22 protein-coding genes are annotated in these 21291 nt (G+C 74.1%); 11 read left to right on the forward strand and 11 right to left on the reverse strand.

The features are described 5' to 3' along the window. Positions 1–130 precede the first annotated feature (130 nt). Positions 131–1528, forward strand: a complete 1398-nt coding sequence (gene eccD / locus FHX75_RS13690; RefSeq protein ID WP_154939995.1) for a type VII secretion integral membrane protein EccD — start codon at positions 131–133, stop codon at positions 1526–1528. Here eccD and FHX75_RS13695 read toward each other — a convergent pair. After that, a complete protein-coding gene (locus tag FHX75_RS13695; RefSeq protein WP_154939997.1) occupies positions 1512–2693 on the reverse strand; it encodes a type VII secretion protein EccE in 1182 nt (393 codons plus the stop codon). The two genes, eccD and FHX75_RS13695, sit on opposite strands and share 17 nt — an antisense overlap. A gap of 162 nt (positions 2694–2855) precedes the next feature. Between FHX75_RS13695 and eccB the strand changes: the two genes are divergently transcribed. From eccB to FHX75_RS13735, 8 genes are all read left to right on the forward strand, one after another. Then, entirely contained in the window at positions 2856–4328 is a 1473-nt protein-coding gene (gene eccB, locus FHX75_RS13700) for a type VII secretion protein EccB (RefSeq protein ID WP_154939999.1), read from the forward strand. A gap of 152 nt (positions 4329–4480) precedes the next feature. Beyond that, a complete protein-coding gene (locus FHX75_RS13705) occupies positions 4481–4795 on the forward strand; it encodes a hypothetical protein (protein ID WP_246158024.1) in 315 nt (104 codons plus the stop codon). After that, complete coding sequence (locus tag FHX75_RS13710; protein ID WP_154940003.1) at positions 4788–6065, forward strand: WXG100 family type VII secretion target; 1278 nt, start codon at positions 4788–4790, stop codon at positions 6063–6065. Before FHX75_RS13705 ends, FHX75_RS13710 begins: the two co-directional genes overlap by 8 nt. A 231-nt stretch (positions 6066–6296) precedes the next feature. Beyond that, the gene (locus FHX75_RS13715) at positions 6297–6641 is read left to right on the forward strand and encodes a hypothetical protein (protein WP_154940005.1); all 345 of its coding nucleotides are present in this window, start codon (positions 6297–6299) and stop codon (positions 6639–6641) included. A 133-nt stretch (positions 6642–6774) separates the two neighbouring features. Beyond that, positions 6775–7572 (forward strand): hypothetical protein, encoded by a 798-nt coding sequence (locus FHX75_RS13720; protein WP_154940007.1) that lies wholly within the window; start codon positions 6775–6777, stop codon positions 7570–7572. A gap of 85 nt (positions 7573–7657) precedes the next feature. Then, on the forward strand, positions 7658–7999 hold the full coding sequence (locus FHX75_RS13725) for a YkvA family protein (RefSeq protein WP_154940009.1): 342 nt from the start codon (positions 7658–7660) through the stop codon (positions 7997–7999). A gap of 41 nt (positions 8000–8040) precedes the next feature. Next, positions 8041–8460 carry a pyridoxamine 5'-phosphate oxidase family protein gene (locus FHX75_RS13730; protein ID WP_154940011.1) on the forward strand — a complete coding sequence of 140 codons (420 nt, stop codon included), beginning with the start codon at positions 8041–8043 and terminating at the stop codon, positions 8458–8460. Positions 8461–8817: 357 nt separating this feature from the next. Continuing rightward, positions 8818–9471: a C39 family peptidase gene (locus tag FHX75_RS13735; protein WP_154940013.1), complete on the forward strand. Its 654-nt coding sequence runs from the start codon at positions 8818–8820 to the stop codon at positions 9469–9471. Between the two features lie 61 nt (positions 9472–9532). On the opposite strand, the gene FHX75_RS13740 is transcribed toward FHX75_RS13735, so the two are convergent. From FHX75_RS13740 to FHX75_RS13770, 7 genes are all read right to left on the reverse strand, one after another. Next, positions 9533–10693 carry a M20 family metallopeptidase gene (locus FHX75_RS13740; protein ID WP_154940016.1) on the reverse strand — a complete coding sequence of 387 codons (1161 nt, stop codon included), beginning with the start codon at positions 10691–10693 and terminating at the stop codon, positions 9533–9535. Beyond that, entirely contained in the window at positions 10693–11499 is an 807-nt protein-coding gene (locus FHX75_RS13745) for an amino acid ABC transporter ATP-binding protein (protein ID WP_154940018.1), read from the reverse strand. The genes FHX75_RS13740 and FHX75_RS13745 overlap by 1 nt, the downstream gene beginning before the upstream one ends. Further along, positions 11496–12350, reverse strand: a complete 855-nt coding sequence (locus FHX75_RS13750) for an amino acid ABC transporter permease (RefSeq protein WP_154940020.1) — start codon at positions 12348–12350, stop codon at positions 11496–11498. Before FHX75_RS13750 ends, FHX75_RS13745 begins: the two co-directional genes overlap by 4 nt. Positions 12351–12468: 118 nt before the next feature. Then, positions 12469–13416 carry a transporter substrate-binding domain-containing protein gene (locus tag FHX75_RS13755; RefSeq protein WP_154940022.1) on the reverse strand — a complete coding sequence of 316 codons (948 nt, stop codon included), beginning with the start codon at positions 13414–13416 and terminating at the stop codon, positions 12469–12471. A 91-nt stretch (positions 13417–13507) separates the two neighbouring features. Beyond that, the gene (locus FHX75_RS13760; RefSeq protein ID WP_154940024.1) at positions 13508–14386 is read right to left on the reverse strand and encodes a MurR/RpiR family transcriptional regulator; all 879 of its coding nucleotides are present in this window, start codon (positions 14384–14386) and stop codon (positions 13508–13510) included. A 64-nt stretch (positions 14387–14450) separates the two neighbouring features. Then, entirely contained in the window at positions 14451–15878 is a 1428-nt protein-coding gene (locus FHX75_RS13765) for a hypothetical protein (RefSeq protein WP_154940026.1), read from the reverse strand. Positions 15879–16089: 211 nt separating this feature from the next. Continuing rightward, complete coding sequence (locus tag FHX75_RS13770; protein ID WP_154940028.1) at positions 16090–17349, reverse strand: cyanophycinase; 1260 nt, start codon at positions 17347–17349, stop codon at positions 16090–16092. 167 nt (positions 17350–17516) lie between these two features. Here FHX75_RS13770 and FHX75_RS13775 point away from each other — a divergent pair, with 167 nt between their 5' ends. After that, the gene (locus tag FHX75_RS13775) at positions 17517–18116 is read left to right on the forward strand and encodes a hemerythrin domain-containing protein (RefSeq protein WP_154940030.1); all 600 of its coding nucleotides are present in this window, start codon (positions 17517–17519) and stop codon (positions 18114–18116) included. 51 nt (positions 18117–18167) lie between these two features. Here FHX75_RS13775 and FHX75_RS13780 read toward each other — a convergent pair whose 3' ends face one another. After that, positions 18168–18629: an Lrp/AsnC family transcriptional regulator gene (locus FHX75_RS13780; RefSeq protein WP_246158025.1), complete on the reverse strand. Its 462-nt coding sequence runs from the start codon at positions 18627–18629 to the stop codon at positions 18168–18170. 100 nt (positions 18630–18729) lie between these two features. Between FHX75_RS13780 and FHX75_RS13785 the strand changes: the two genes are divergently transcribed. Continuing rightward, positions 18730–19632 (forward strand): SMP-30/gluconolactonase/LRE family protein, encoded by a 903-nt coding sequence (locus FHX75_RS13785; RefSeq protein ID WP_154940034.1) that lies wholly within the window; start codon positions 18730–18732, stop codon positions 19630–19632. A gap of 51 nt (positions 19633–19683) precedes the next feature. Here the strand turns inward: FHX75_RS13785 and FHX75_RS13790 are convergent, their stop codons facing one another. Both FHX75_RS13790 and FHX75_RS13795 read right to left on the reverse strand, forming a co-directional pair. Beyond that, positions 19684–19932, reverse strand: a complete 249-nt coding sequence (locus FHX75_RS13790) for a ferredoxin (RefSeq protein WP_154940036.1) — start codon at positions 19930–19932, stop codon at positions 19684–19686. Between the two features lie 43 nt (positions 19933–19975). Further along, positions 19976–21184, reverse strand: coding sequence for a cytochrome P450 (locus FHX75_RS13795; protein ID WP_246158027.1), 1209 nt, complete (start codon positions 21182–21184; stop codon positions 19976–19978). Positions 21185–21291: the final 107 nt, after the last annotated feature.

The raw sequence follows: 21291 nt of genomic DNA on the forward strand, positions 1-21291 counted from the left end.
CGACCGACCTGAGTCGTCGGGTGGGCATCGTACGTGCCCGCCATCGTAGGTAATCTCCCGTGGGCGTCGTGGACCCACGGGGGCGAGGCCGCCGGCCGAGGTGGATCTGAGAGAGCACGAGGAGGCCACAGTGGCGACGAAGTCGGCGACCGGCGGGTTGAGCCGGATCACCATCGTGGCACCCCGGACGAGGATGGATCTGGCACTGCCGTCCGACGTGCCCCTGGCGGACCTGCTGCCCACCCTGCTGCGGTACGCCGGCGAGGACCTCGCCGACGAGGGCGTACGGCACGGTGGCTGGAGCCTGGCCCGGCTCGGCGGCCAGCCGCTCGACGGTGGGCGTACCGCCGCGCAGCTCGGGGTCCGCGACGGCGAAGTGCTCTACTTCAACCCGCGCGCGGCGGCGGCCCCGGAGATCGTCTTCGACGACGTGGTGGACGCGGTCGCGACGGCGACCAACCAGCGCCCGGGCACCTGGCAGGTCGGCACCACCCGCACGTTCTCGGTGCTGCTGGCGGCGGTGACGCTGGGGGTCGGCGCGGTCGTCACGCTGCTCGCCGGCCCGCCGCAGCTGCCCGGCGCGGTGGCCGCCCTGCTGATGGCGGTCGTGCTGGTGGTGGGCGCGGCGGTGTTGTCCCGGGCGGCCGGTGACAGCCGGACCGGCTCGGTGCTCGCCATGGCCGGCCTCGGCTACGCCGCCGTGGGTGGCCTGCTGGTGCTGGCCGGCGACCGGACCCTGACCGAGCTGGCAAGTCCGCACGTGCTGCTGGCCGGTACCGCCGTGGTGCTCTTCGCCGCGGTCGCCGCGCTGGCGGTCGGCGACCGGATGCCGCTGTTCTTCGGGGCCGTCGCGGTCGGCGCGGCGGTGGCCCTCGGTGCGCTGCTCGCGCTGGCCTTCGGCATCGGCGCGGCGGCCGCCGCCGCGATCGTCGCCACCGTCGCGTTCGCGACCCTGCCGGCGCTGCCGATGGCCGCCTACCGGCTGGCCCGGCTGCCCGTGCCGTCCATCCCCACCGGCCCGGACGACCTGAAGACCGACACCGAGACGGTCGACGGTCGCCGGGTGCTGCGGCTCAGCGAGCGCGCCGACGCGTTCCTCACCGGGCTGCTGTGGACGGTGTCGCTGCTCGTGCTGGGCAGCCAGGTGGTGCTCGCCGGCAACGGCCGGCTGCCGGCGGTGCTGCTCTGCCTGGTGCTGGCGCTGCTGTCGCTGCTGCGGGCCCGGCCGTTCATCGGACGCGCCCAGCGCACCCCGGTGCTCGTCACCGGCACCGCCGGGCTGGCGCTGACCGCGGCGGCCACCTTCGCCGGCGGCTCGCTGGTGACCCGGCTCGGGCTGGTCCTCGGCGGCCTGCTGCTGACCGCCGTGGTCAGCCTGATCTACGGCCTGAGCGTGGCGGGCAAGCGGATCTCGCCGGTCTGGGGCCGGACCCTGGACATCGTCGAGATCCTGCTGATCGTCTCGCTGGTGCCGCTGGCCTTCTGGGTGTGCGGGCTCTACGGCTGGATCGTCAATCTCCGACCCTGAACGTGCCGGCCGCGGTGGCGACCGGCGTGGTGGCGTAGACCCCGGGCCCGTGCTGGCCGTCCAGCGGCCGGGCCGGGATGCCACACCGGCGGGCCATGTCGCGGACCACCTTGACCAGGGCTTCGACGTGGCCGTCCATGGCGGCGACGCGCAGCAGGGGCGGCACCGGCCGCCCGCCCGGCACCACCACCGCCGCCACCGTGTGCGACGGGGCCGAGGTGGAGGTGATCGCGTCCACCAGGGTGCCCAGCGACGCCTCGGGCCGCTTGCGCAGGGTCAGGCAGAGCTGCGTCCAGCCGCCACCGCGCAGGCCCGTCCAGGTCTCCGCGGGCGCCGCCGGGGCGAGGTCGAGGCCCGCCGCGGAGACCACCGCGGCCCGTAGCTCGTCCCGGCCCAGCACGCGGTGGCTCAGCCCGGCCGCGTTCAGCGCCTTGCCCAGCCGCCCGACGCCGGCCGCGACCGTGCGGTGCACGCCGCGCATCCCGCCGCCGCGGGTCACCGTCTCGGTGCGGGCGTCCGGCACCGACAGACGCAGCGCCACCCAGACCGTCCGGTGGGCGGCCGGTGGCGCGCCCGGGGCCGGGTACCAGACCAGGGTGTGCGAGACGACCTGGGTGAGGGTGACCGGGCCGGCGAAGTCGGTGAGCACCTGCAGGGCACGGTCCACTACGGACGCCTCGATCGAACCGGCCGGCGCGCCGGGCCGCCCGGTCAGCGCCACGGCGGCGAACCAGCCGCGCCCGTCCTGGCCGATGCCGAGCCGGGTACCCCGCTCGGTGAGTTCGATCACGTTGAGTTCGGGGGTGAGCGCCGCCAGCCGGGGGTCCACCACGGCGCCCTGGGCGACCGCCGCCCGGGCCTGCTCGCGGCGGCGCCCCAACCGGCGGCGCAGCAGCAGGTCCTCGTACCACCAGCGGCCGCCGCGCCGGGCGAACGCCGCCACCGTCGCGAACAGGGCCAGGCCACCGACCACACCAACCACCCAGCCGGGCCCGCCCAGCGCGGCCCAAACGGCGAGCGCGCAGAGTTCCAGCACGACGAGCTGACCGACGGCGACCGGCCCGATCCGGCCGCGTCCGCGCCGGTCGGCCGGCACCACCGGCCGGTCGGCCACGGCGTCGGGGGCGGCGGGGGTACGACCGGGTGGCGCCTGGAGCTGCGTCATCGGTGAGCGTCCCTTCTGGACATCATGGGCATCCGGCGGGCGGTGCGGTGCCGGAGGACGGGCGGGGGTCCCGATGACCCGCCCGTGGCCCCTTATCGTAGGGAAGCCCGCGGCGGAGTTCGGACCTGATCGTCGCGGACCCACCCCCGCCGGAGGTCAATCATGCGGACCCGCCGCGATCAGGTGCAGGCGTACCGCTTCGTCACCCGCCGCATCGTCTCCGCGCTGCTCTCCGGCGACCCCGAGACCACCAACCTGCCGATGCGGCGACTGGGCATGGCCGTGATCGGCAGCGTGCTCACCGCCGCGATCGTGCTCGGCGGGGCCGGCGCGTACGGCCAGTTCACCGGGAACACCGCGCCGCTGGAGGCGAACACGCTGGTCATCGAGCGGGAGACCGGCGCCACCTACGTCTTCGCCGACGGGGTGCTGCACCCGACGTTGAACTACGCCTCGGCGCGGCTGATCCTCAACGAGGCCGACCCGCCGACCCGGACGATGTCGCGCGCGTCGATCGAGGACCGGCCCCGGGGTCGTACCGTCGGCATCGTCGGCGCCCCGGACGCGTTGCCGGACCGCAGGTCGCTGGTCGGCCTCCCCTGGTCGGTCTGCGACGTGCCGGACCCGGGCGACTCCCGCCGGTCGACCACCCGGGTGGTGATCGACCGGCCGCTGACCGGCGGCACGCCGCTGGCGGACCGGGCGGTGCTGGTCCGCGGTGACGGCCAGCGCTTCCTGCTCACCGGCGGCTCCCGGCTCCAGATCGTCGGCGGGGACCCGGCGCTGGCCGCGCTGCGGATGGCCAACGCCACCGCGCTCGACGTCGGCGCGCAGCTGCTCAACGCGGTGCCGGCCGGGCCGGCGCTGCGGGAGCTGGGCATCGACGGCGACGGTACGCCGAGCAGCCGCTCGGTCGGGGGCCGCCCGGCCCGGATCGGCCAGGTGTTCCGGGCCGCCGGCGAGCACTACGTGCTGACCCGCGACGGCCTGGTCTCCATCGGCGAGGTGAGCGCCCTGCTCCTGCAGAGCGACGGCGGTCAGGTCACCGACATCAGCCCGGACCAGGTGGGCGAGCTGTCCGACCGGCGGGTGGAGCCCGACGGCATGCCGCAGGCGCTGCCCGCGCTGCACCCGGTGCGCCCGGGGCAGACGGTGGTCTGCGCCAGCTACCGGTCCGGTCCGACCGGCGGTGCGCCGACCACCACCCTGGAGGTCTTCGACCGGACGCCGCCCGAGCTGGCCGGCGCCGACGGCGCGACGGCGGTGCGGCAGGGCTCCCGCGACGCCGTCGAGACGGCCGAGGAGGTGCTGCTGCCGGGCGGCAAGGGCGTGCTGGCCCAGGCCGCCCCCGGCGCCGGTGAGGGCACCGAGGCGGCGGCCGGCGCGACGGTCTACCTGATCAGCCCGCAGGGGGTGCGCTACCCGCTGGGGAAGCGCTCCGGCGATGCGGCCACCGCGCTCGGGTACGGCGGGGTGAAGCCCCTGGTCGTGCCGGCATCGCTGCTCTCGCTGATCCCGACCGGCCCGACCCTGGAGCGGCGGGACGCGTTGTCCTACTTCGCCCCGGGCGACGTCCCCGGCACCCCGTCAGCGCAGCCGAAGGCGGCCACCGGAGCGCCGGCCCAGGGCGGTTGAGGGGTGCCGACGGCCGATCCACGGGTCGCCCCGGCTGGCGCCGGTCGACTAACCTGGGCGTGGCCGACGTATCGACTATGGACAACGGGGATGCTGCCATGACCGGGCGTACGACAGTCGACGTTCTGTCCCTGGAGGACTTTCACCAGCGTATGGCGGACCGGCTCGCCCAGGCGGAGGCGGCGCTGAAGAAGCTCAACACCGAGCTCCAGTGCCGCCCGCCCGCGCTCGGCTCCTTCACCGACGCCAGCAGCAACGCCCGCCGCTACAGCGAGATGCAGGCGAGCTACGCCGAGCAGGTCGCCCGGCTGCGCCGCGCGGTCGAGGCGTCCCGGACGGCGGCCCACACGATCATGACGAACTACCGCACCACCGAGGCGCGCAACGCGGCGAACGCCGCCGACATCGAGGCCGCGCTCAACGGGGTGGACGAGGCGCTCAACGAGCGGGGGGACCGTCGTGTCTGAGTACACCCAGCGCTACCAGCATGTCAGCCACCGCGAGCTGTACGACGCGGTGCACGCCGGCGACCCGCAGCAGATCGACAACCTGGCCAGCCAGTGGAGTTCGCTGCGGGACACGCTCGACAACCTCGCCCGGGATCTCGGCGCCGACCTGGACAAGTTGGCCCCGGCCTGGACGGGCGACGCCGCGCGGGAGTTCCACGACCGGCTCTCCCTGGTCGTGCGCTACTCGTCCGACCTGGCCGAGGGCACGGCCGACGTGCGGCAGGCGCTCTCGCTGATGGCCGGCCAGCTGCGCACCGCCCAGCGCAACGCGGAGAGCCCGGAGGCCACCGACGACCACGACAAGGCGGTGGACGGGGCGACCAAGGGCCTGGTCCTCGGCGTGCCGGGCATGATCGTCGGCGGCATCCTGGGCCACCAGCAGGACAAGGCCGAGCAGGAGAAGGCCCACCAGCGGATGGTGCAGGTGGTGGCCGACCTGGCCGCGGGCTACGAGGTCGCCTCGTACGGCCGGGTCGTCGACCCGCCGGCCCCGCCGCCGCGACTGCCGGGTGAGGCCGACCGCAGCGGCGCCACGACCAAGGCCGGCCCGTCGGTGGGCAGCCCGGCGTCCGCGCCCGGCACCGGGATCGCCGGTCCGGGTGGCGGCGCCACGGTGTCCACCCCCAGCAGCCCGGCGCACGGTCCGACGACCGGTTCCGGCGACACCGGCAGCGGCGCGGGCGGCAACGGCACGGGTACGACGACCACGCCGGTCACCGGCGGTGGGCTCGTCGGCACCGGCACCTCGCTCGCGGGCGCCGAACCGCTCACCGGCGGCGCGCTCCCGGGGGGCGCCGGCCTGGCCGGCGCGGGGGGCGGTGCCTCGGGCGGCGGGTCGGGCATGGCGTTCGGCGCGGCCGCCGGCATCGCGGCCGGCGGGGTGCTCGGCACCGGCGCGCTGGCCTCCTCGGGTCGGGCGTCCGCCCCGTCGCCGGTCCGGCCGGCCACCGGCGCCACCGGCATGGAGAACCGGTCCGCCGCCGGCACCGGCCGGCTGGCCTCGGGACAGATGGGCAGCGCCAACGGCGGCGGCCGGCCGGGCACGGGCGGGGCGCCGGCCAACCGGGCGGCCACGGCCGGCGGCGCCGGGCGTAACGGCGTGATCGGCGGGCGTGGTCAGCACGGCGAGGACGAGAGCGACGAGCGGCTGACCTGGCTCACCGAGGACGAGATGGTGTGGCACGACGGCGCCGACACCGCTCCGCCGGTGCTCGGCGGCGACCGCTGACCTGACGCACGACGAGTGGCCCGCCCGGGAGTTGCCGGGTGGGCCGCTTCTCGTTCCGGGCGTCGGGTCGGCAGTAGTAGCCCGGCCCACCCGTGCTCACGGAAGCCACCGGCCACCGCGGCCCCGTCGTCCCGTCGGGTGGTCTGTCTACGTAGGACGAGTGGTTCGGGTCACGCCGATGAACGCCGTTGGTCCGCTGCACCGGCCCCTGGGTGGCGATAGGTTGGAGATGTGCTGCCCGTAGCGTCCACCCGCCCCTTTCGGCGGGCGACGCTGCGCGACCTGACCCGGCTGGCGCTGACCGCCCTCGTGCTCGCGGTCGGTCTCGGCGGCGTCTTCGCCCCGGCGACCGGCCCGGCTGCCGCCGCGCCGGCCCGGCCCGCCGTGTCGGCCGCCCGGGTGGCCGAGTCGCCGGCCACCGCCCGGCCGACCGACGAGCAGCCCGCCGACTCCCCCGCCCGGCCGATCCCGGCCCGGCGTGACGCCGCCTCGACCGACCGGCCGCTCGCGGCGCCGGCGGCGACGACGGACCCGGTCCGGGAGGCCACCGGCCGGCGCGGCCCGCCCCGGCGCTGAGCCACGCGGCGCCCGCCCGGCGCCGGACACCGCCGCGCGACCCGTCGCGCCGCGCGGTCCACCCCGGGTACGCCCGCCGTTCCGCTCGCCCGGCCCGCCCGTCCACATCGATCCCCGCCGTGAGGTGCTGGTGATGCAGACCGTCTTCTCCTCCGTCCTGCCCGACGTTCCCGCCGCCGCCGTGATCTGGCTGGTTCTGCTCGCCGTCGCGGCCGTCGCCTTCGGCGCGCTGGTCGCCCGTCCGGGTTGGCTGCGCTCCGCCGTCGCCGGCCGGATCCGGCAGGCCGCGCTGCCCAGCACCATGGAGCGGGCCGAGGAGGAACGGGAGCGCACCCGGTACGCCGGCGAGGTGGCGGTCGCCGCCGAGCGCGCGTCGGCCACCGCCGGGCGGCGGCGCGCCGAGTGGCTGGCCGCCCAGGACGAGGTCGAGGCGGCCTGGGCGGCGTACGAGGCGGCCGAGGCGGACGTCCGCCGGCTGTCCGCCGCCGCCGCGATGCCACTGCCCGGCACGGTCCGCACCCCGGCCGAGTACGCCGACCGGGAGCGGTACCTGCACCGGGCCGCGCTGGACGCGTACTGGCGCAAGGAGCTCTCGGTGGAGCAGCTCAGTGACGTCTTCGCCCACCGCGACGGCTGGGACCCGCGGCGGCACCCGGTCGAGCAGGAGCTGGTGCTGCGCCGGGCCATCCGGGACAACCTGGCCGCCCGGCACCGGGCCGCGTCGGAGCGGGAGCGGGCGGCGTGGCGGGCGGCCGAGCTGACCGTGGCGGCGGCGCGCAGCCTGCGCGAGGAGGCGTTCGCCGCGCTGGACCGCAGGCCGGAGGAGGTCGAGTCGGTGGTGCCGATGCCGGAGACCCGGCGGCCGGTGGCCGAGCCGGCCCGGGAGTCGGCGGGTGTGGCCCGGGGTCGGGCCGCCGTCGCCGCCTACTGACGCGAGCGGGCTCGGCGATAGCAGTCGCCGGCTCTGACCGCCGCGCTCGTCGGCGGTGGATGCGGGGTTCGGCTAGCGTGACGGCATGTCCCGCGAGACGTTGGTCCTCGTCGTCATCGGCGGCATCCTGGCGCTGGCGACGTTGGTCGGCGCGGTGCTGCTGGCGATCCGGGTGGTCCGCACCCGCCGGCTGCTCGGCACGCTCGGCGTCGGCGGCAAGGTGGCCTTCTACGGCGCGCTGATCTACACGATCCTCCCGGTGGACGTGCTGCCCGACCCGATCTACCTGGACGACATGGGGATCCTCGCCGGGGCGCTGATCTACCTGACCCGGTTGGCCCACCAGCGCCGGGCGCAGGCCCGCCGGTTGCCGGGTCAGCCGGACACTCCACCTGGTCAGGACCGGGTACGCCGTCCCGTGCCATGATCGTGCGGGCCGGCCGAGCAGCGGGCCGGAAGGGGACGGACATGGCCGGCGACCATCGGTTGGACCCGCACGACGAGCGGGTCGTCGCGTTCTGCCGGGAGCGGCACCTCGCCACGCTGACCACCCTGCGCGCCGACGGCACCCCGCACGTGGTGCCGGTGGGGGTCACCTTCGACCCGGACGCCGGGCTGGCCCGGGTGATCACCTCCGGCGGCTCCGCCAAGGCCCGGCACGTCGCCGCCGCCGGCCCCGAGGGCACGCCCGTCGCGGTGTGCCACCTCGACGGGCGGTGGTGGCTGACCATCGAGGGCCGGGCGACCCTCCGCACCGACCCCGCGTCGGTGGCCGAGGCCGAGCGCCGTTACGCCGAGCGCTACCGCCAGCCCCGTCCCAACCCCGAACGCGTCGTCATCGAGATCGCCGTCACCCGCCTCCTCGGCAGCCTCCCCCCACCCACCTGACCCCCCACCCTCCCGCCCTCCACGGTCCGCACTTTCACGGAATGCGTGCCTATTCCGCGCCCAATAGCCACTCATTCCGTGAAAGTGCGCGGATCTTGGGCGGTGTGAGGTGTGCGCCCGGGTGTCGGGTTCGGGTTGAGGGGGCCAGGGGGGCGGCGGAATCAGGGTGGTGGGGCGGGTCGTTGGATTCTGCGTACGACCGTGGCCGGGCCGGAATGGGTCCGGGCCGTCGGTCGTTGCGTTGCTGGTGAGCGCGGGCCGAGTGGGTCCGCGTCCTGATGATCCGAGCGCCTTTCCCGGTGCTTGCGTCCGGGTCTCCACGACCGGGCGGCAAACCCCCCGAATGGAGCTTCGACCATGAAGACGATTTTCCGTAACGGCATGCTCTCCGTCGCCGGCCTGGTCATGACCGGTGGCACCGTCGTCGGCCCCGCCGTGGCCGCGCAGGCCGCGCCGGCCGAGAAGGCGTCCGCGTCCGTCGTGTCCGAGAAGGGCAAGGGCAAGGGCAAGGGCGAGCGCCGCGCCGGCTACGAGTACCAGGCGCAGCCGAACTTCTTCTACTGCGGCCCGGCGTCGACCCGGATGGCGCTGTCGGCCGACGGCAAGGCGGTCAGCCAGGACGAGCTGGCCGAGAAGCTCGGCACCACCGAGAACGGCACGGACTCGGCCATCGACGTCACCCGGGTGCTCAACGAGTACACCGGCGGCAGGTACAAGACCACCGAGATCAGCGACGACGTCGCGTCCAAGGAGCAGATCGAGCGGCTCCGGGCCGACGTCAAGGCCGCGGTGGACGCCGGTGACCCGGTGGTGGCCAACATCCTCGGCGGTGCGGTCGACGTCGACGGCGTCGAGCACTACTACCCCGGTCACTACCTGACCGTGGTGGAGTACAAGGACGACGGCAACACGGTCAAGATCGCCGACCCGGCCGCGCCGGACGTCCAGGAGTACTGGATGGACGTGGCCGAGCTGGCCAACTGGATCGCGGGCCGCGGTTACAGCTCCTGATCCCGACCTGATCGACCGAGGGCCGGTCTCCCCGACAGGGGCGGCCGGCCCTCGTCGTTGCTCAGCGGCGGGCCACCTCGTCGATCAGCCCGGCCAGCAGCGCCACCCGGGGCACCACGGAGTCCAGGTCCAGCCACTCGGCAGGGCTGTGGTCGTCGCCGCCGACCGGGCCGAGCCCGTCCAGCACGGTCGCGCCCGCCTCGGCCAGCAGGTTCGCGTCGGCGCAGCCGCCGGTGGCGGTGTGCGACACGGGCAGGCCGAGACCCGCGCCGACCTTCCCGGCCAGCTCGGCCAGCCAGCGCTCCTCGGGCCCGGGCTCCCACGGCGGGGTGGGCGCGTGCACGGCCAGCTCGGCGCGTACCCCGGGGACGGCCGGCTCGGCGACCAGCCGGCGGATCTCGGCGAGCGCGGCGGCGTACTCCCCGGTGTGCCAGGCGCGCAGGTCGACCAGCATCCGGGCCCGGTCGGCGACCACGTTGGGCCGGCCGCCGGCGTCCAGCACGCCGACGTTGACCGTGACCCCGGGCCAGCGGCCGTTCAACGCGTCCAGCGCGACGGTCAGCCGGGCGGCGGCGAGCAGCGCGTTCGCCCCGCGCTCCGGCTCGATGCCGGCGTGCGCGGCCCGGCCACGCAGCACGATCTCCAGGTCCGCGACGCCCTTGCGCGCCGACACCAGGTCGCCGTTGTCGCGCGCGCATTCCAGGCAGAGGGCCACGTCGGCCTCGGATCCGAGGGTACGCAGCAGCGGTCGGCTCCCCGGCGAGCCGATCTCCTCGTCCGGGGTGCAGACCAGCACCAGCTCGCCGTACTCCTCGCGGCCCAGCGCGACCAGCACCTCGACGGCGGCGAGCCCGGCGAGCAGGCCCCCCTTGTCGTCGCAGACTCCCGGCCCGTACGCCCGGCCGTCGTGCACCCGGAACGGCCGGATGGCGGCCGTGCCGGGCGGGAAGACGGTGTCGAGGTGGCCGGCGAGCAGGATCCGGCGCTCTCCCCGGCCGCGCCGCCGGGCGACGAGCACGTCACCGAGCGGCGTGCCGGACGGGTCGGCGACGGGTTCCCGCTCGACCGCGAGCCCCGCCGCCAGGCACCAGGTCTGCACCAGGTCGGCCGCCTCGCGCAACCCGTCGACCTGGCCGGAGCCGGAGTCGACGGCGACGAGTTGGGCCAACCGCTCGTGGTACGCCCCGAGCCGGTCCCCGGCGGTGGCGAGCAGTGCCTCCATCAGAGCACCTTCTCCAGGAAGGCGCGGGTGCGCTCGTGGCGGGGGTCGCCCAGCACGTCGGCCGGCGTCCCCGACTCCACCACGACGCCCCCGTCCAGGAAGGCGACGCTGTCGGCGACCTCGCGGGCGAAGCCCATCTCGTGGGTCACCACCACCATGGTCATCCCGTCCGCGGCGAGCCCCTTCATCACGTCGAGCACGTCACCGACCAGCTCCGGGTCGAGCGCGGAGGTCGGCTCGTCGAAGAGCATCAGCTTGGGGTGCATGGCCAGCGCGCGGGCGATCGCCACCCGCTGCTGCTGGCCGCCGGAGAGCTGGCCGGGATAGCTGCCGGCCTTCTCGGCCAGCCCGACCCGCTCCAGCAGGCGCATCGCCTCGGCGCGGGCCGCCTCGCGAGGGGTGCCGAGCACCCGCACCGGTGCCTCGATGATGTTGCCGAGGGCGGTGAGGTGCGGGAAGAGGTTGAACCGCTGGAACACCATGCCGATGTCCCGGCGGCGGCGGGCCACCTCGCGGGCCTTGAGTTCGTGCAGCCGGTCGCCCTGGCGGCGGTAGCCGACCAGGTCGCCGTCCACCCAGAGCTGGCCGCCGTCGATGCGTTCCAGGTGGTTGATACAGCGCAGGAAGGTGGACTTGCCCGAGCCGGAGGGGCCGAGCAGGCAGGTCACCTCGCCGGGGGCCACGGTCAGGTCGATGCCCTTGAGCACCTCGATTGGGCCGTACCGCTTGGTGACGCCCTCGGCGCGCACCATGGGCCTGCCGGCCCGCTCCGCAGCCGGCGCGGCCGCCTTCTCCGTCACCGTCATCGGACGCCTCCCCGGGCGAAACCGCGGCCGAACCGCCGCTCGATCAGCCACTGGCCGCCCGAGAGCAGGCTGACCAGGGCGAGGTACCAGATGGCGGCCACCACCAGCAGCGGGATGACCTTGTAGTTGTTCTGGTAGACGGTCTGTACGGCGGTCATCAGGTCACGACCGGCGATGATCGACACCAGGGCGGTGGACTTGAGCATGGTGATGGTCTCGTTGCCCATCGGCGGGATGATCACCCGCATCGCCTGCGGGAGCACCACCCGGCGCAGGGTGAGCGTGGGGCTCATCCCCAGAGCGGCGGCGGCCTCGGTCTGGCCGGCGTCGACGGCGAGGATGCCGCCCCGGATCACCTCGGCGGCGTACGCCATCTCGTTGAGCGACAGGGCCAGCACGGCGGCGACCGTGCCGGTCACCACGACGCTGGTCGGCTGGTCGAACAGGACGGTGCCGGTGAACGGCACGGTCAGGGTGAGCCGGGGGAAGAGCGCCCCCAGGAACCCGAAGAAGATGATCTGCACGAGCAGCGGGGTGCCCCGGAAGACCCAGATGAAGGCCCAGGAGACGCCGCGCAGCACGGGGTTGGCCGACAGCCGCATCACGGCGAGCAGCACCCCGCCGACGGTGCCGAGCACCATCGCCAGCAGGGTCAGCCAGAGCGTGGTGACCACGCCGTCGAGGACGTAGTCCTTGAACAGGTACTCGCGGATCGTGCCGGGTTCGAGGTTGGGGCTGTCCAGCAGGGCCCGGGCGAACAGGACGGTCAGCCCGACCACCAGCAGCGCGGTCACCCAGCGCCCGTAGTGGCGTACGGGGACCACCCGTACGGTCTCGGTGTCGCTCGTCATTGCGGTGCCTCCCGATCAGGCGATGGTGCGGCGGTCGCCGGGCGCCACTCCGGGCCCGCCCTCACGGAGTCGGAGGGCGCCCGGCGACCGCGGTCCAAGGGGTGGTGGTCCGCCAGGGTCAGTCGATGGCCTGGTCGACCGTGGCCTGCTTGAGCGCGATCGGGGTCTGCTTCCAGTGGGCGAGGATCTTGCCGTAGGTGCCGTCGTCGATCAGGGACTGCACGGCCGCCCGGTACGCCTCGGCCAGATCCTTGTCGGCCTTGAGGAAGCCGAAGCCGTTCGGGCTGGCGAGCCAGCCGTTGGGCGCGGTCGGGTCGTCGACCAGCTCGGCCTTGCCGGTGAGCGAGGCGGCGGTGTCCACCAGGTTGACCTTGGTGGCGGCCACCACCTCGACGTTGCCGGCGATCAGGGCCTGCACCGCCTGCGGGTTCTCCGGGTACTCCTTGACCTCGACGGCCTTGCCGGCGCAGTTGTCCTTGGAGTAGCTGGCGAGGTTCTTCGCCTGGTTGCTGGCCTTCTGCACGGCCACCTTGCGGCCGCAGAGGTCGGCCACGGTCTTCACCCCGAGCGGGTTGCCGGTCCTGACCAGGAAGCCGGTGCCGGAGGCGGAGTAGTCGACGAAGGTGGCGACCTGCTGGCGCTCCTTCTTGTCGGTGATGCCGCCGGCGATGGCGTCGTACTTGCCGGCCTGCAGGCCGGGGACGAGGCCGTCGAAGGGCTGCTGGTTGAAGGTGGCCTTCAGCCCGAGCCGGGCCGAGGCGGCCTGGAAGAGGTCGTAGTCGAGGCCCTTGAACTCGTCGTTCTTGCCCTCGACCTTGAAGTCGATGAACGGCTGGTAGGGGGCGTTGGTCGCCACCGTGATCGTGCCCTTGCCGCGCAGGTCGACGGGGACCTTCCTGGCCAGGGCCGGGTCGGTGTCGACCGCGCCGACGCCGTCGATGGTCACCGAGACCTTGGTGACCTCGTCGCCGGAGCCCGCGGCGGTGGTGCTGTTGCCGCCACAGGCGGCGGTGGCGGCAAGGAGGGCCGTGGTCGCGCCGACCAGGGCGAACTGACGGATGCGCATGAGGTGTCCTTCCGGGGGCCAGAACGAACCAGCCCTCGGACTGTAACGCACGTTACGATCTCGGCGAGGTTACAATTTTCTGTAACGCGGGTCAGGCGCCCCCGAACGTCTGCTGCGCCGCCTCCATCGCCTTGAGCCGGGAGCCGGCCACCGGCCCCAGCCGGTCGATCACGGCCGCGACCAGCGTCTCCACCAGGGCCAACGCGGGCACGAAGCTGTCGTACGCCGACGGCGACTCGACCCGGCTGGGCAGCACCACCTCCGCCAGGCCGGCGACCGGCGAGAGCCACCGGTCGGTGAAGAGGACCACCTTGGCGCCCCGGGCGGTCACCTCCCGGGCCAGCGCGAGGGTCGGCTCCTCGTACCGGCGGAAGTCGAAGAGCACGAACAGGTCCTTGCGCCCGACGTCGACCAGCATGTCGGTGCGCTCGACCGGCGTGGCCGGGAGCAGCCGACTGCCGCCGCGCACCTGCATCAGGTGCAGCACCAGGTAGTGGGCGAGCAGTCCGGAGAAGCGCCCGCCGGCCACGGTGACCCGGAGCTGCTGGTCGGCGACCAGGCGGACCGCCCCGTCCAGCTCGCCCTGCGGCAGCTCGGCCAGGGTGCCGGCGACGGCCTCCGGCAGGCTGGCCGCGGCGCGCGGCAGCGCGCCCTCCGGCGGCGCGCCGGTGCGTTCCGCCGCCCGGTACGCCGACAGCGGCGAGGTCTCCCGCTCGGCCAGTTCCTCCCGCAGCGCCCGCTGGAACTCCGGGTACCCGCCGAAGCCGAGCCGGGCCAGGAAGCGCAGCACGGTCGGGGCGCTCACCTCGGCGCGCTCGGCGAGCGAGGCGACGGTGCCCAGACCGGCGGCGGGGTACGAGGCGAGCAACGCCCGGGCCACCCGGCGCTCGGCGGGACTGCACTCGCCGAGCCGCTGGCGGATCAGCGCGGCGACGCCGACACCGTGCGGCTCTTCATCGGGGTTCGACACGCGCTGAGCGTAGCCGGGCGCGGAGCGGGGGTTTCCCCGCTCCGCGCCCGATGGGGGGTGCGGGTCAGGACTTGGTGACGGTGCAGGTGTAGTCGGCGGTGCCCGAGCCGGAGTACGCCTCCACGTCCAGGTAGTAGGTCGCGGCGCCGGAGGCGCTGCGGGTCAGGCTGGCCGACTCGTCGGCGCCCGCGCCGTCGTTGACCGAGCGGGTCACCGTGCTGCCGGCCGAGTCCAGCAGGTAGATGTCGGCGTCGTACGCGGTCGGCACCGCGCAGCTCACCGACAGGGTCTGCTGGCTGTTCAGGGTGAGCGCGAAGTAGTCCCGGTCGGTGGAGCTCTTCATGTCGCCGGTGACGGTCAGCGGGTACGTGTTGCCGGAGACGTCGTTGGCGGCGCTGCGCGAGTCGTTCGGCTCCACCTCGGCGAAGCTGCTCCCGCCCGACGGGGGCGGCGTGGTCGAGCAGTCGGTGACCGGGGTGCCACTGTAGAGGCTGCTGCTCGGCACGCCGGCGTTCACGCTCCGGAGGTAGTAGCCGCAGGTGGGACGGTTCGCGAAATGGTAGGTCTGGCCGCTGGTCAGCTTCCAGATCTTGAAGTTGGAGTAGGTCAGCGGTTGGCCGGCCACCGCGATCTCCGGCTGGTGGTCGCCGAGGACGACGTACGCGCTCGGCCCGCTGAGCGTGGCCAGCCCGTTGCGGTCGATGTAGAGCGAGGCGCCCTCCTCGACCCCGACGCCCCACGCCTTGCCGCCGCTGGTCCGGCCGTCCTTGATCGCCCGAGCCACGAAGGCCATCGTGCGCCCCATCCGGTCCCGGGTGACGAAGTGCGAGTCGTTGATGGTGTTGGCGTAGTTCGGCCAGCGGAACATGCCGGTGGTGAAGGTCAGCGACCGGTCGTACGGGTCGTCGAGGGCGATCGCCGAGGTGGTGCTGGCCGCGCAGGCGTCGTACACGATGTCGCTGTTGACGTGGTGCCCGGCGCTGCCGCCGCCGACGCCGCCGCCCTTGGCCACGACGGACTCGACGGACGCCTCCAGCGCGGTGCCCTTCCAGGCCACGTACCGGCACTGGTCGCCGCCGGCGAAGTAGACGAACTCCGCGTTACGGATGTCGGTGTTGACCTGCGCGTTGTCGCCGTCGCGGGCCGCCGTGAGGGTGAGCGTGGTGCACGAGTTCACCCCGGCCAGGCCGGTGATGACGTCGCACTCCGGGGTGGTGGTGCCCGAACCGGCGAGGACCACCACGTCGATGGAGCCGGTGCCGCCGCGGATGGCGTTGACGGCCTGGGTCATCGTCGCGGTCACGATGCCGCCCGAACCGTTCATCGTGTACGCCGGACCGGACCAGGCGGTCCGGCTGACGTCCGTGCTGCTGCCCTGGCGGATCCGGGTGACCTGGGCCTGGGCGGCGGCCACGCCGATCGGGGCCAGGGTGATCAGGACGGCGGTGGCGGCCACCACCGAGAGCCGGCGGGGGTTGCGGGAAGGGGACATGGGCACCTCCGAGGGGCCACGGATCGATGAAACAGAAGTTACATCCATTAAGTTCGTTGCTCAATACGTAACTTCTGTTACACACCAGTGACGTCCCCGCCGGTACCGCTGAGGTGCCGCACGCCGGAACGAGCGTGATGACTCCGGGGCATTGTGATACCTCAGAGTCATCACGCTCGCGATGACAGCCGGGCCGGGCGGCCCGGACCCGTCAGGCGGGCCGGATCCCGATCACCGCGTTGACGAACGAGGTCGTCGACCCCGCCCGGTACCCGGCGAAGCCGCGGCCCCGGGTCACCTCGGCGGCGAACTGCGGGTCCTTCTCGTACGAGGTGCCGGAGGCCGCGCCGCAACCCGCCTGGTCCACCAGGCCCTCAGCCAGCCTCACCAGGGCGTAGTCGTAGAAGACGTCGTCCGACGGCGGCACGGTGCACGGCCCGGCGGCCGGAATCACCCTCTCCTTGCCCGCCGCAATCACCGGCTGCCAGCGCTCGGCCCGGTAGCGGTCGCCCTCGGTGAGCCGGCTCCACCGGACGCCCTCGACGCCCCACACCCCGCCGGTGTCGGTAACCCGCGCCCGGCGCAGGTCCAGCACACTGACCCCGCGCTGGCCGATCACCCGCAGCGAGCGGTGCCGGCCGCCGACCCCGGTCACCTCCAACGCGGTGTTCTCGTCCAGCCCGAAGACCCGGTCGTTGCCGGTGTCGGCGGCGAGCCGGATCGAGCGGGCCTCCCGGCCACGCCGGGAGAAGTGGGTGTCCAGCAGACCCTCGGTGAAGAAGCCGAAGCCACCCTTGGGCAGGTAGCCCAGGACGCCCGGATCCTCGAAGTAGCCCGGCTTGGCGCCGTCGCGCAGACCCGGCTCGGTGGAGCCGCCGGTGATCATGTCCTTGCCGGCCATGATCTGGGCGCCCGCGCTGGTGCCGGCGACGACCGCGCCGGAACGCAGCTTGCGCCGCACGGCGGCCAGGGCGGCCGAGTCCCGCTGGGCGGCGCCCCGGGTCATCGTGGTGACGTAGCGGTACTGGTCGCCGCCGCCGAAGAAGAAGCCGGTCATCGACTCGATCTGCTTCGCCACCGCCGGGTCGTCGGCGGCCTGCGGGTGGTCCAGGTCGATCGGGATCCACTGCGCGTCGGCCGCGCCGTAGGAGGTGAACAGCTTCGCGTAGTAGTCGCCGTTGCAGACGCTGTTGTTGCAGTCCGGGGTGTCGGCGTCCGGGTCCTCCGAGGGCACCGGGGCGGCGGCGGTGAAAATGCCGATCCGGGCCTTGCCGGCCCCGCCGGCCAGCCGGACGATGTCGCCGTAGATGGTGGCGTTGTCGTCGGCGAGACCACCGCCGACCAGCACCAGACTGCCACCGGCGCGGTGGTGGGACGGGGTGGCCGAGGCCGGTGCGGCGACGGCCGGCACGCTCAGCACGACCGCCGCGCCTGCGCTGACCCCGATGGTCAGCAGGCGGTTCAAGGGCATGACTGCTCCTCACTGGAGACCGTGAGGGCGGGCCGGGGAGAAGCGTACGCCCGCGGTGCCGGCGCGACAACGGCCGATCCGTACCGGATCCGCCGGAGGAGATTCGGTCGGCGGCAAAGGGGTACCAGCCCCACAACCGACCGTCCGCAACCGGTAAGGGGCACCAGATGAGCCATCACGAGAAGAGCCACCAGGACGTCGTGGACGTGCTGATCGCCGACCACCGCGAGGTCGAGTCGATCTTCGTCGAGCTGGAGAGCCGCCGGGGCACGCCGGAGCACCGCCGCCAGCTGGCCGACGTGGTGATCGCCGAGCTGGTCCGGCACTCCGTCGCCGAGGAGGCGTACGTCTACCCGACCGCCCGCAAGACGCTGCCGGACGGCGACCGGGTGGCCGAGCACGAGATCTCCGAGCACGCCGACGCCGAGCGGACCATGAAAGACCTGGAGTCCGTCGACCCCTCCGACCCCCGCTTCGACGAGCTGCTCGCCCACCTGACCGGCACGATCCGGCACCACATCAAGGACGAGGAGGCCGACCTCTTCCCGCGCCTGCGGGCCGCGGTGGCGCGCGAGGAACTGGTCGAGCTCGCCGGCAAGGTGCAGGCCGCGAAGAAGTCGGCGCCGACCCGCCCGCACCCGGCCGCCCCGGACCGCCCGCCGGCGAACAAGCTGCTCGCCCCCGGCGCCGGCCTGGTGGACCGGATGCGCGACGCGCTCAGCGGCCGGCCGACCTCGATGGCGGAGCTGCGCGAGAAGCAGCACTGACCCGATCGTCTCGCGACGGCCAGGCCCGACCGGGCCTGGCCGTCGCGTCGTTCAGGGGGCGGCCGTCGGCGGGCGGGGATCGAGCGGGCGCTCGAAGAACGTCTCCAGCACGACGATGGTCCGGGTGCCGGTGACCCCCTCGACGCCGAACAGCCGGCGGAGGCTGGCCTGGAGCTGTTCCGGGGTGCCCACGCGGATCTTCACGAGCACCGAGGCGGGGCCGGCCACCACGTGCGCCTCCTCCACCTCGGGCAGGGCGGAAAGGGCCTCGTGGGTGGGCGAGTCCCCCATCCAGGCGTTCGCCTCGACCATCACGAAGGCCAGCACGCCCCGCCCCACCGCCGCCGGGTCGACGTCCACCGTCGTACGCCGGATGACCCCCTGCTCCCGCAGCTTGCGGACCCGCTCGTGCGCCGCCCCGGTGGAGAGACCGACCGTCGCGGCGAGCGCGGCGTACGACTGGGTGGCGTCCCGTTGCAGGGCCGCCAGCAACGCGCGGTCGATGTCGTCCACCGAGCCTCCTCGAATGCCATCCGGCCACGTCATGGTCTGACCGATTGTGGTTCGGTCATGTTAGCGTCAAGCCGAACACGATCACAGGGGGTGGCAGGCGGTGGACAGGTTCAGGACCCGGTTCGAGGTGTGCGACGAGCGGTTCCGGCGGGTCAACGGCGACGAGTGGGTCGAGTGCCTGTGGACCGGCGGGCGGTGGCTGGAGGGGCCGGCCTGGTTCCCCGCCGGCCGGTACCTGCTCTTCAGCGACATCCCCAACGACCGGGTGCTGCGTTGGGACGAGACCACCGGCGCGGTGGGCGTGTTCCGGCACAGCGCCGGGTACGCCAACGGGCACACCGTCGACCGGCGCGGCCGGCTGCTCAGCTGCGAGCAGGGCAACCGCCGGATCACCCGCACCGAGCCGGACGGCTCCGACACCGTGCTGGCCGACCGGTGGCGTGGCAAGCGGCTGAACAGCCCGAACGACGTGGTCGAGCACTCCGACGGGTCGATCTGGTTCACCGACCCGAGCTACGGCATCGACAGCGACTACGAGGGCAACCGGGGCGAGTCGGAGATCGGCGGCAACCACGTCTACCGCGTCGACCCGACCAGCGGCGAGGTGCGCCGGGTCGCCGACGACTTCGGGCAACCCAACGGCCTGGCCTTCAGCGCCGACGAGTCCACCCTGTACGTGGTCGACACCCGACACAAGCACCTGCGCCGCTTCGCCGTCCGCGACGACGGCACGCTCGCCGGGGGCGAGGTCTTCGCCACCTGCGACGCCGGCTCCTTCGACGGCGTACGCCTGGACGAGGCCGGCCGGGTCTGGGTGGCCGCGCACGACGGCCTGCACTGCTTCGACCCGGACGGCACCCTCCTCGGCAAGCTGCACATGCCGGAGGTGGTCGCCAACTTCACCTTCGCCGGCCCGAAGCGCAACCACCTCTACCTCTGCGCCTCCAGCTCGCTCTACACGCTGCGGGTCAACATCAGCGGCGTCCGCTACCCGGGCTGGTGACCGGTCGGCGTCCGGGTGGTCGGTGCCGCCGGCCACCCGGGCGCGCCGCGCTCACGGCTCCGGCGCGATCCGGCTCCCCTCGGCGTCGGACACGATGATGGCCTCCATCGGGCAGGACTCGGCGGCGTCCAGCACCTCATCCGCCGGGGTGATCCGCTCGCCGAGCGGGCGGGAGAGCCCGTCCACCAGCACGAAGTGGGCGGGCGCGGCTCCCGCGCAGATCCCCGACCCGATGCACCGGGTCGGGTCGACGAAGACCCGCCAGCGGGCGGCGTCGCCCGCCGCGCGCCCGGCGCTCACCAACGCCACCCGCCGGCCGCCACCGCCGGACCCCGCTCCGCGCTCACCAGGACACCGGCATCGCGGTCAGGCCCCGGACCAGCAGGCCGCTCTTCCACGTCAGCTCCGACTCCGGCACCGCGAGCCGCAGGCCGGGGGTACGCCGCAGCAGGGTCTCCAGCACCACCTGGAGTTCCATCCGGGCCAGTTGCGCGCCGACGCAGTGGTGCACGCCGTGGCCGAACCCGACGTGCGGATTGACCTCCCGGCCCAGGTCCAGCCGGTCGGGGTCGGCGAAGACCCGCTCGTCCCGGTTGGCCGAGTGGATCGACACGACCACCGGCTCGCCGGCCCGGACCAGTTCGCCGCCGAGTTCGACGTCCTCCAAGGCGTACCGGGGGAAGGCGGCGGTCGCGCCGAGCGGGATGAAACGCATCAGCTCCTCGACCGCCGTCGGCACCAGAGCCTGGTCGGCCCGTAGCCGCTCCCAGCCGTCCGGCTCGGTCAGCAGGACGTACACCATGTTGGGGATCTGGGTCACGGTGGTCTCGTGGCCGGCGGCGAGCAGGCCGGCGGCCAGCCGGACGACCTCCTCCTCGCTGAGCCGGTCGGCGTGCTCGTCCCGGGCCCGGACCATCGCGCCGATCAGGTCGTCCGTCGGCGCGGCCCGCCGCTGGGCGATCAGCCCGGCCATGTACCCCAGCAGCTGCTCGACGTAGCTCTCGGCCACCTCGGGCGGCAGCGAGGTGGTCGACACGATCGCCTCCGACCAGGTGTGGAAGCGGTCCTGGTCGGTGACCGGCACCCCGAGCAGGTCGCAGATCACCCGGATCGGCAGCGGGGTGGCCAGATGGGCGACGAGGTCGGCCGGCGGCCCGGCGGCGACCATGGCCTCGACCAGCTCCTCGGCGACCGCCCGGGTACGCGGGCGCAGCTCCTCCACCCGGCGGGCGGTGAACGCCTTCGCCACCAGCCGGCGCAGCCGGGTGTGTTCCGGCGGGTCCATCTGGAGGATGCCCGTGTCGGTCTGTCGTGGACTGTTGCGGGGCTCGTCGCGGCCCACCGAGGCGGCCCGGCTGAACCGGGGGTCACCGAGCACGGTCCGGACGTCGGCGTGCCGGGTGGCCAGCCAGGCGGGCTCGCCGAACGGCATCCGGATCCGGGTCAACGGCTGCTCCTGACGCAGCCGGGCGTAGCGGGGGTCGATGTCGAGCCGGTGGGGGTCGCTGAACGGGTAGGGCTGCGGGATGGTCGGCTGGGCAGTCTCGGTCACCGGGGGTGGCTCCCTCTGGTCCGCGGCCCGCCGCGCCGGGCGGGGCCGTCCGCTCCGCACGACTCCACGGTGAGTCATGCCACGACTGCGGATCGTAGCGAGCCCGG

This window comes from Micromonospora palomenae, assembly GCF_007829925.1.
GTDB classification, from domain to species: Bacteria; Actinomycetota; Actinomycetes; order Mycobacteriales; family Micromonosporaceae; genus Micromonospora; species Micromonospora purpureochromogenes.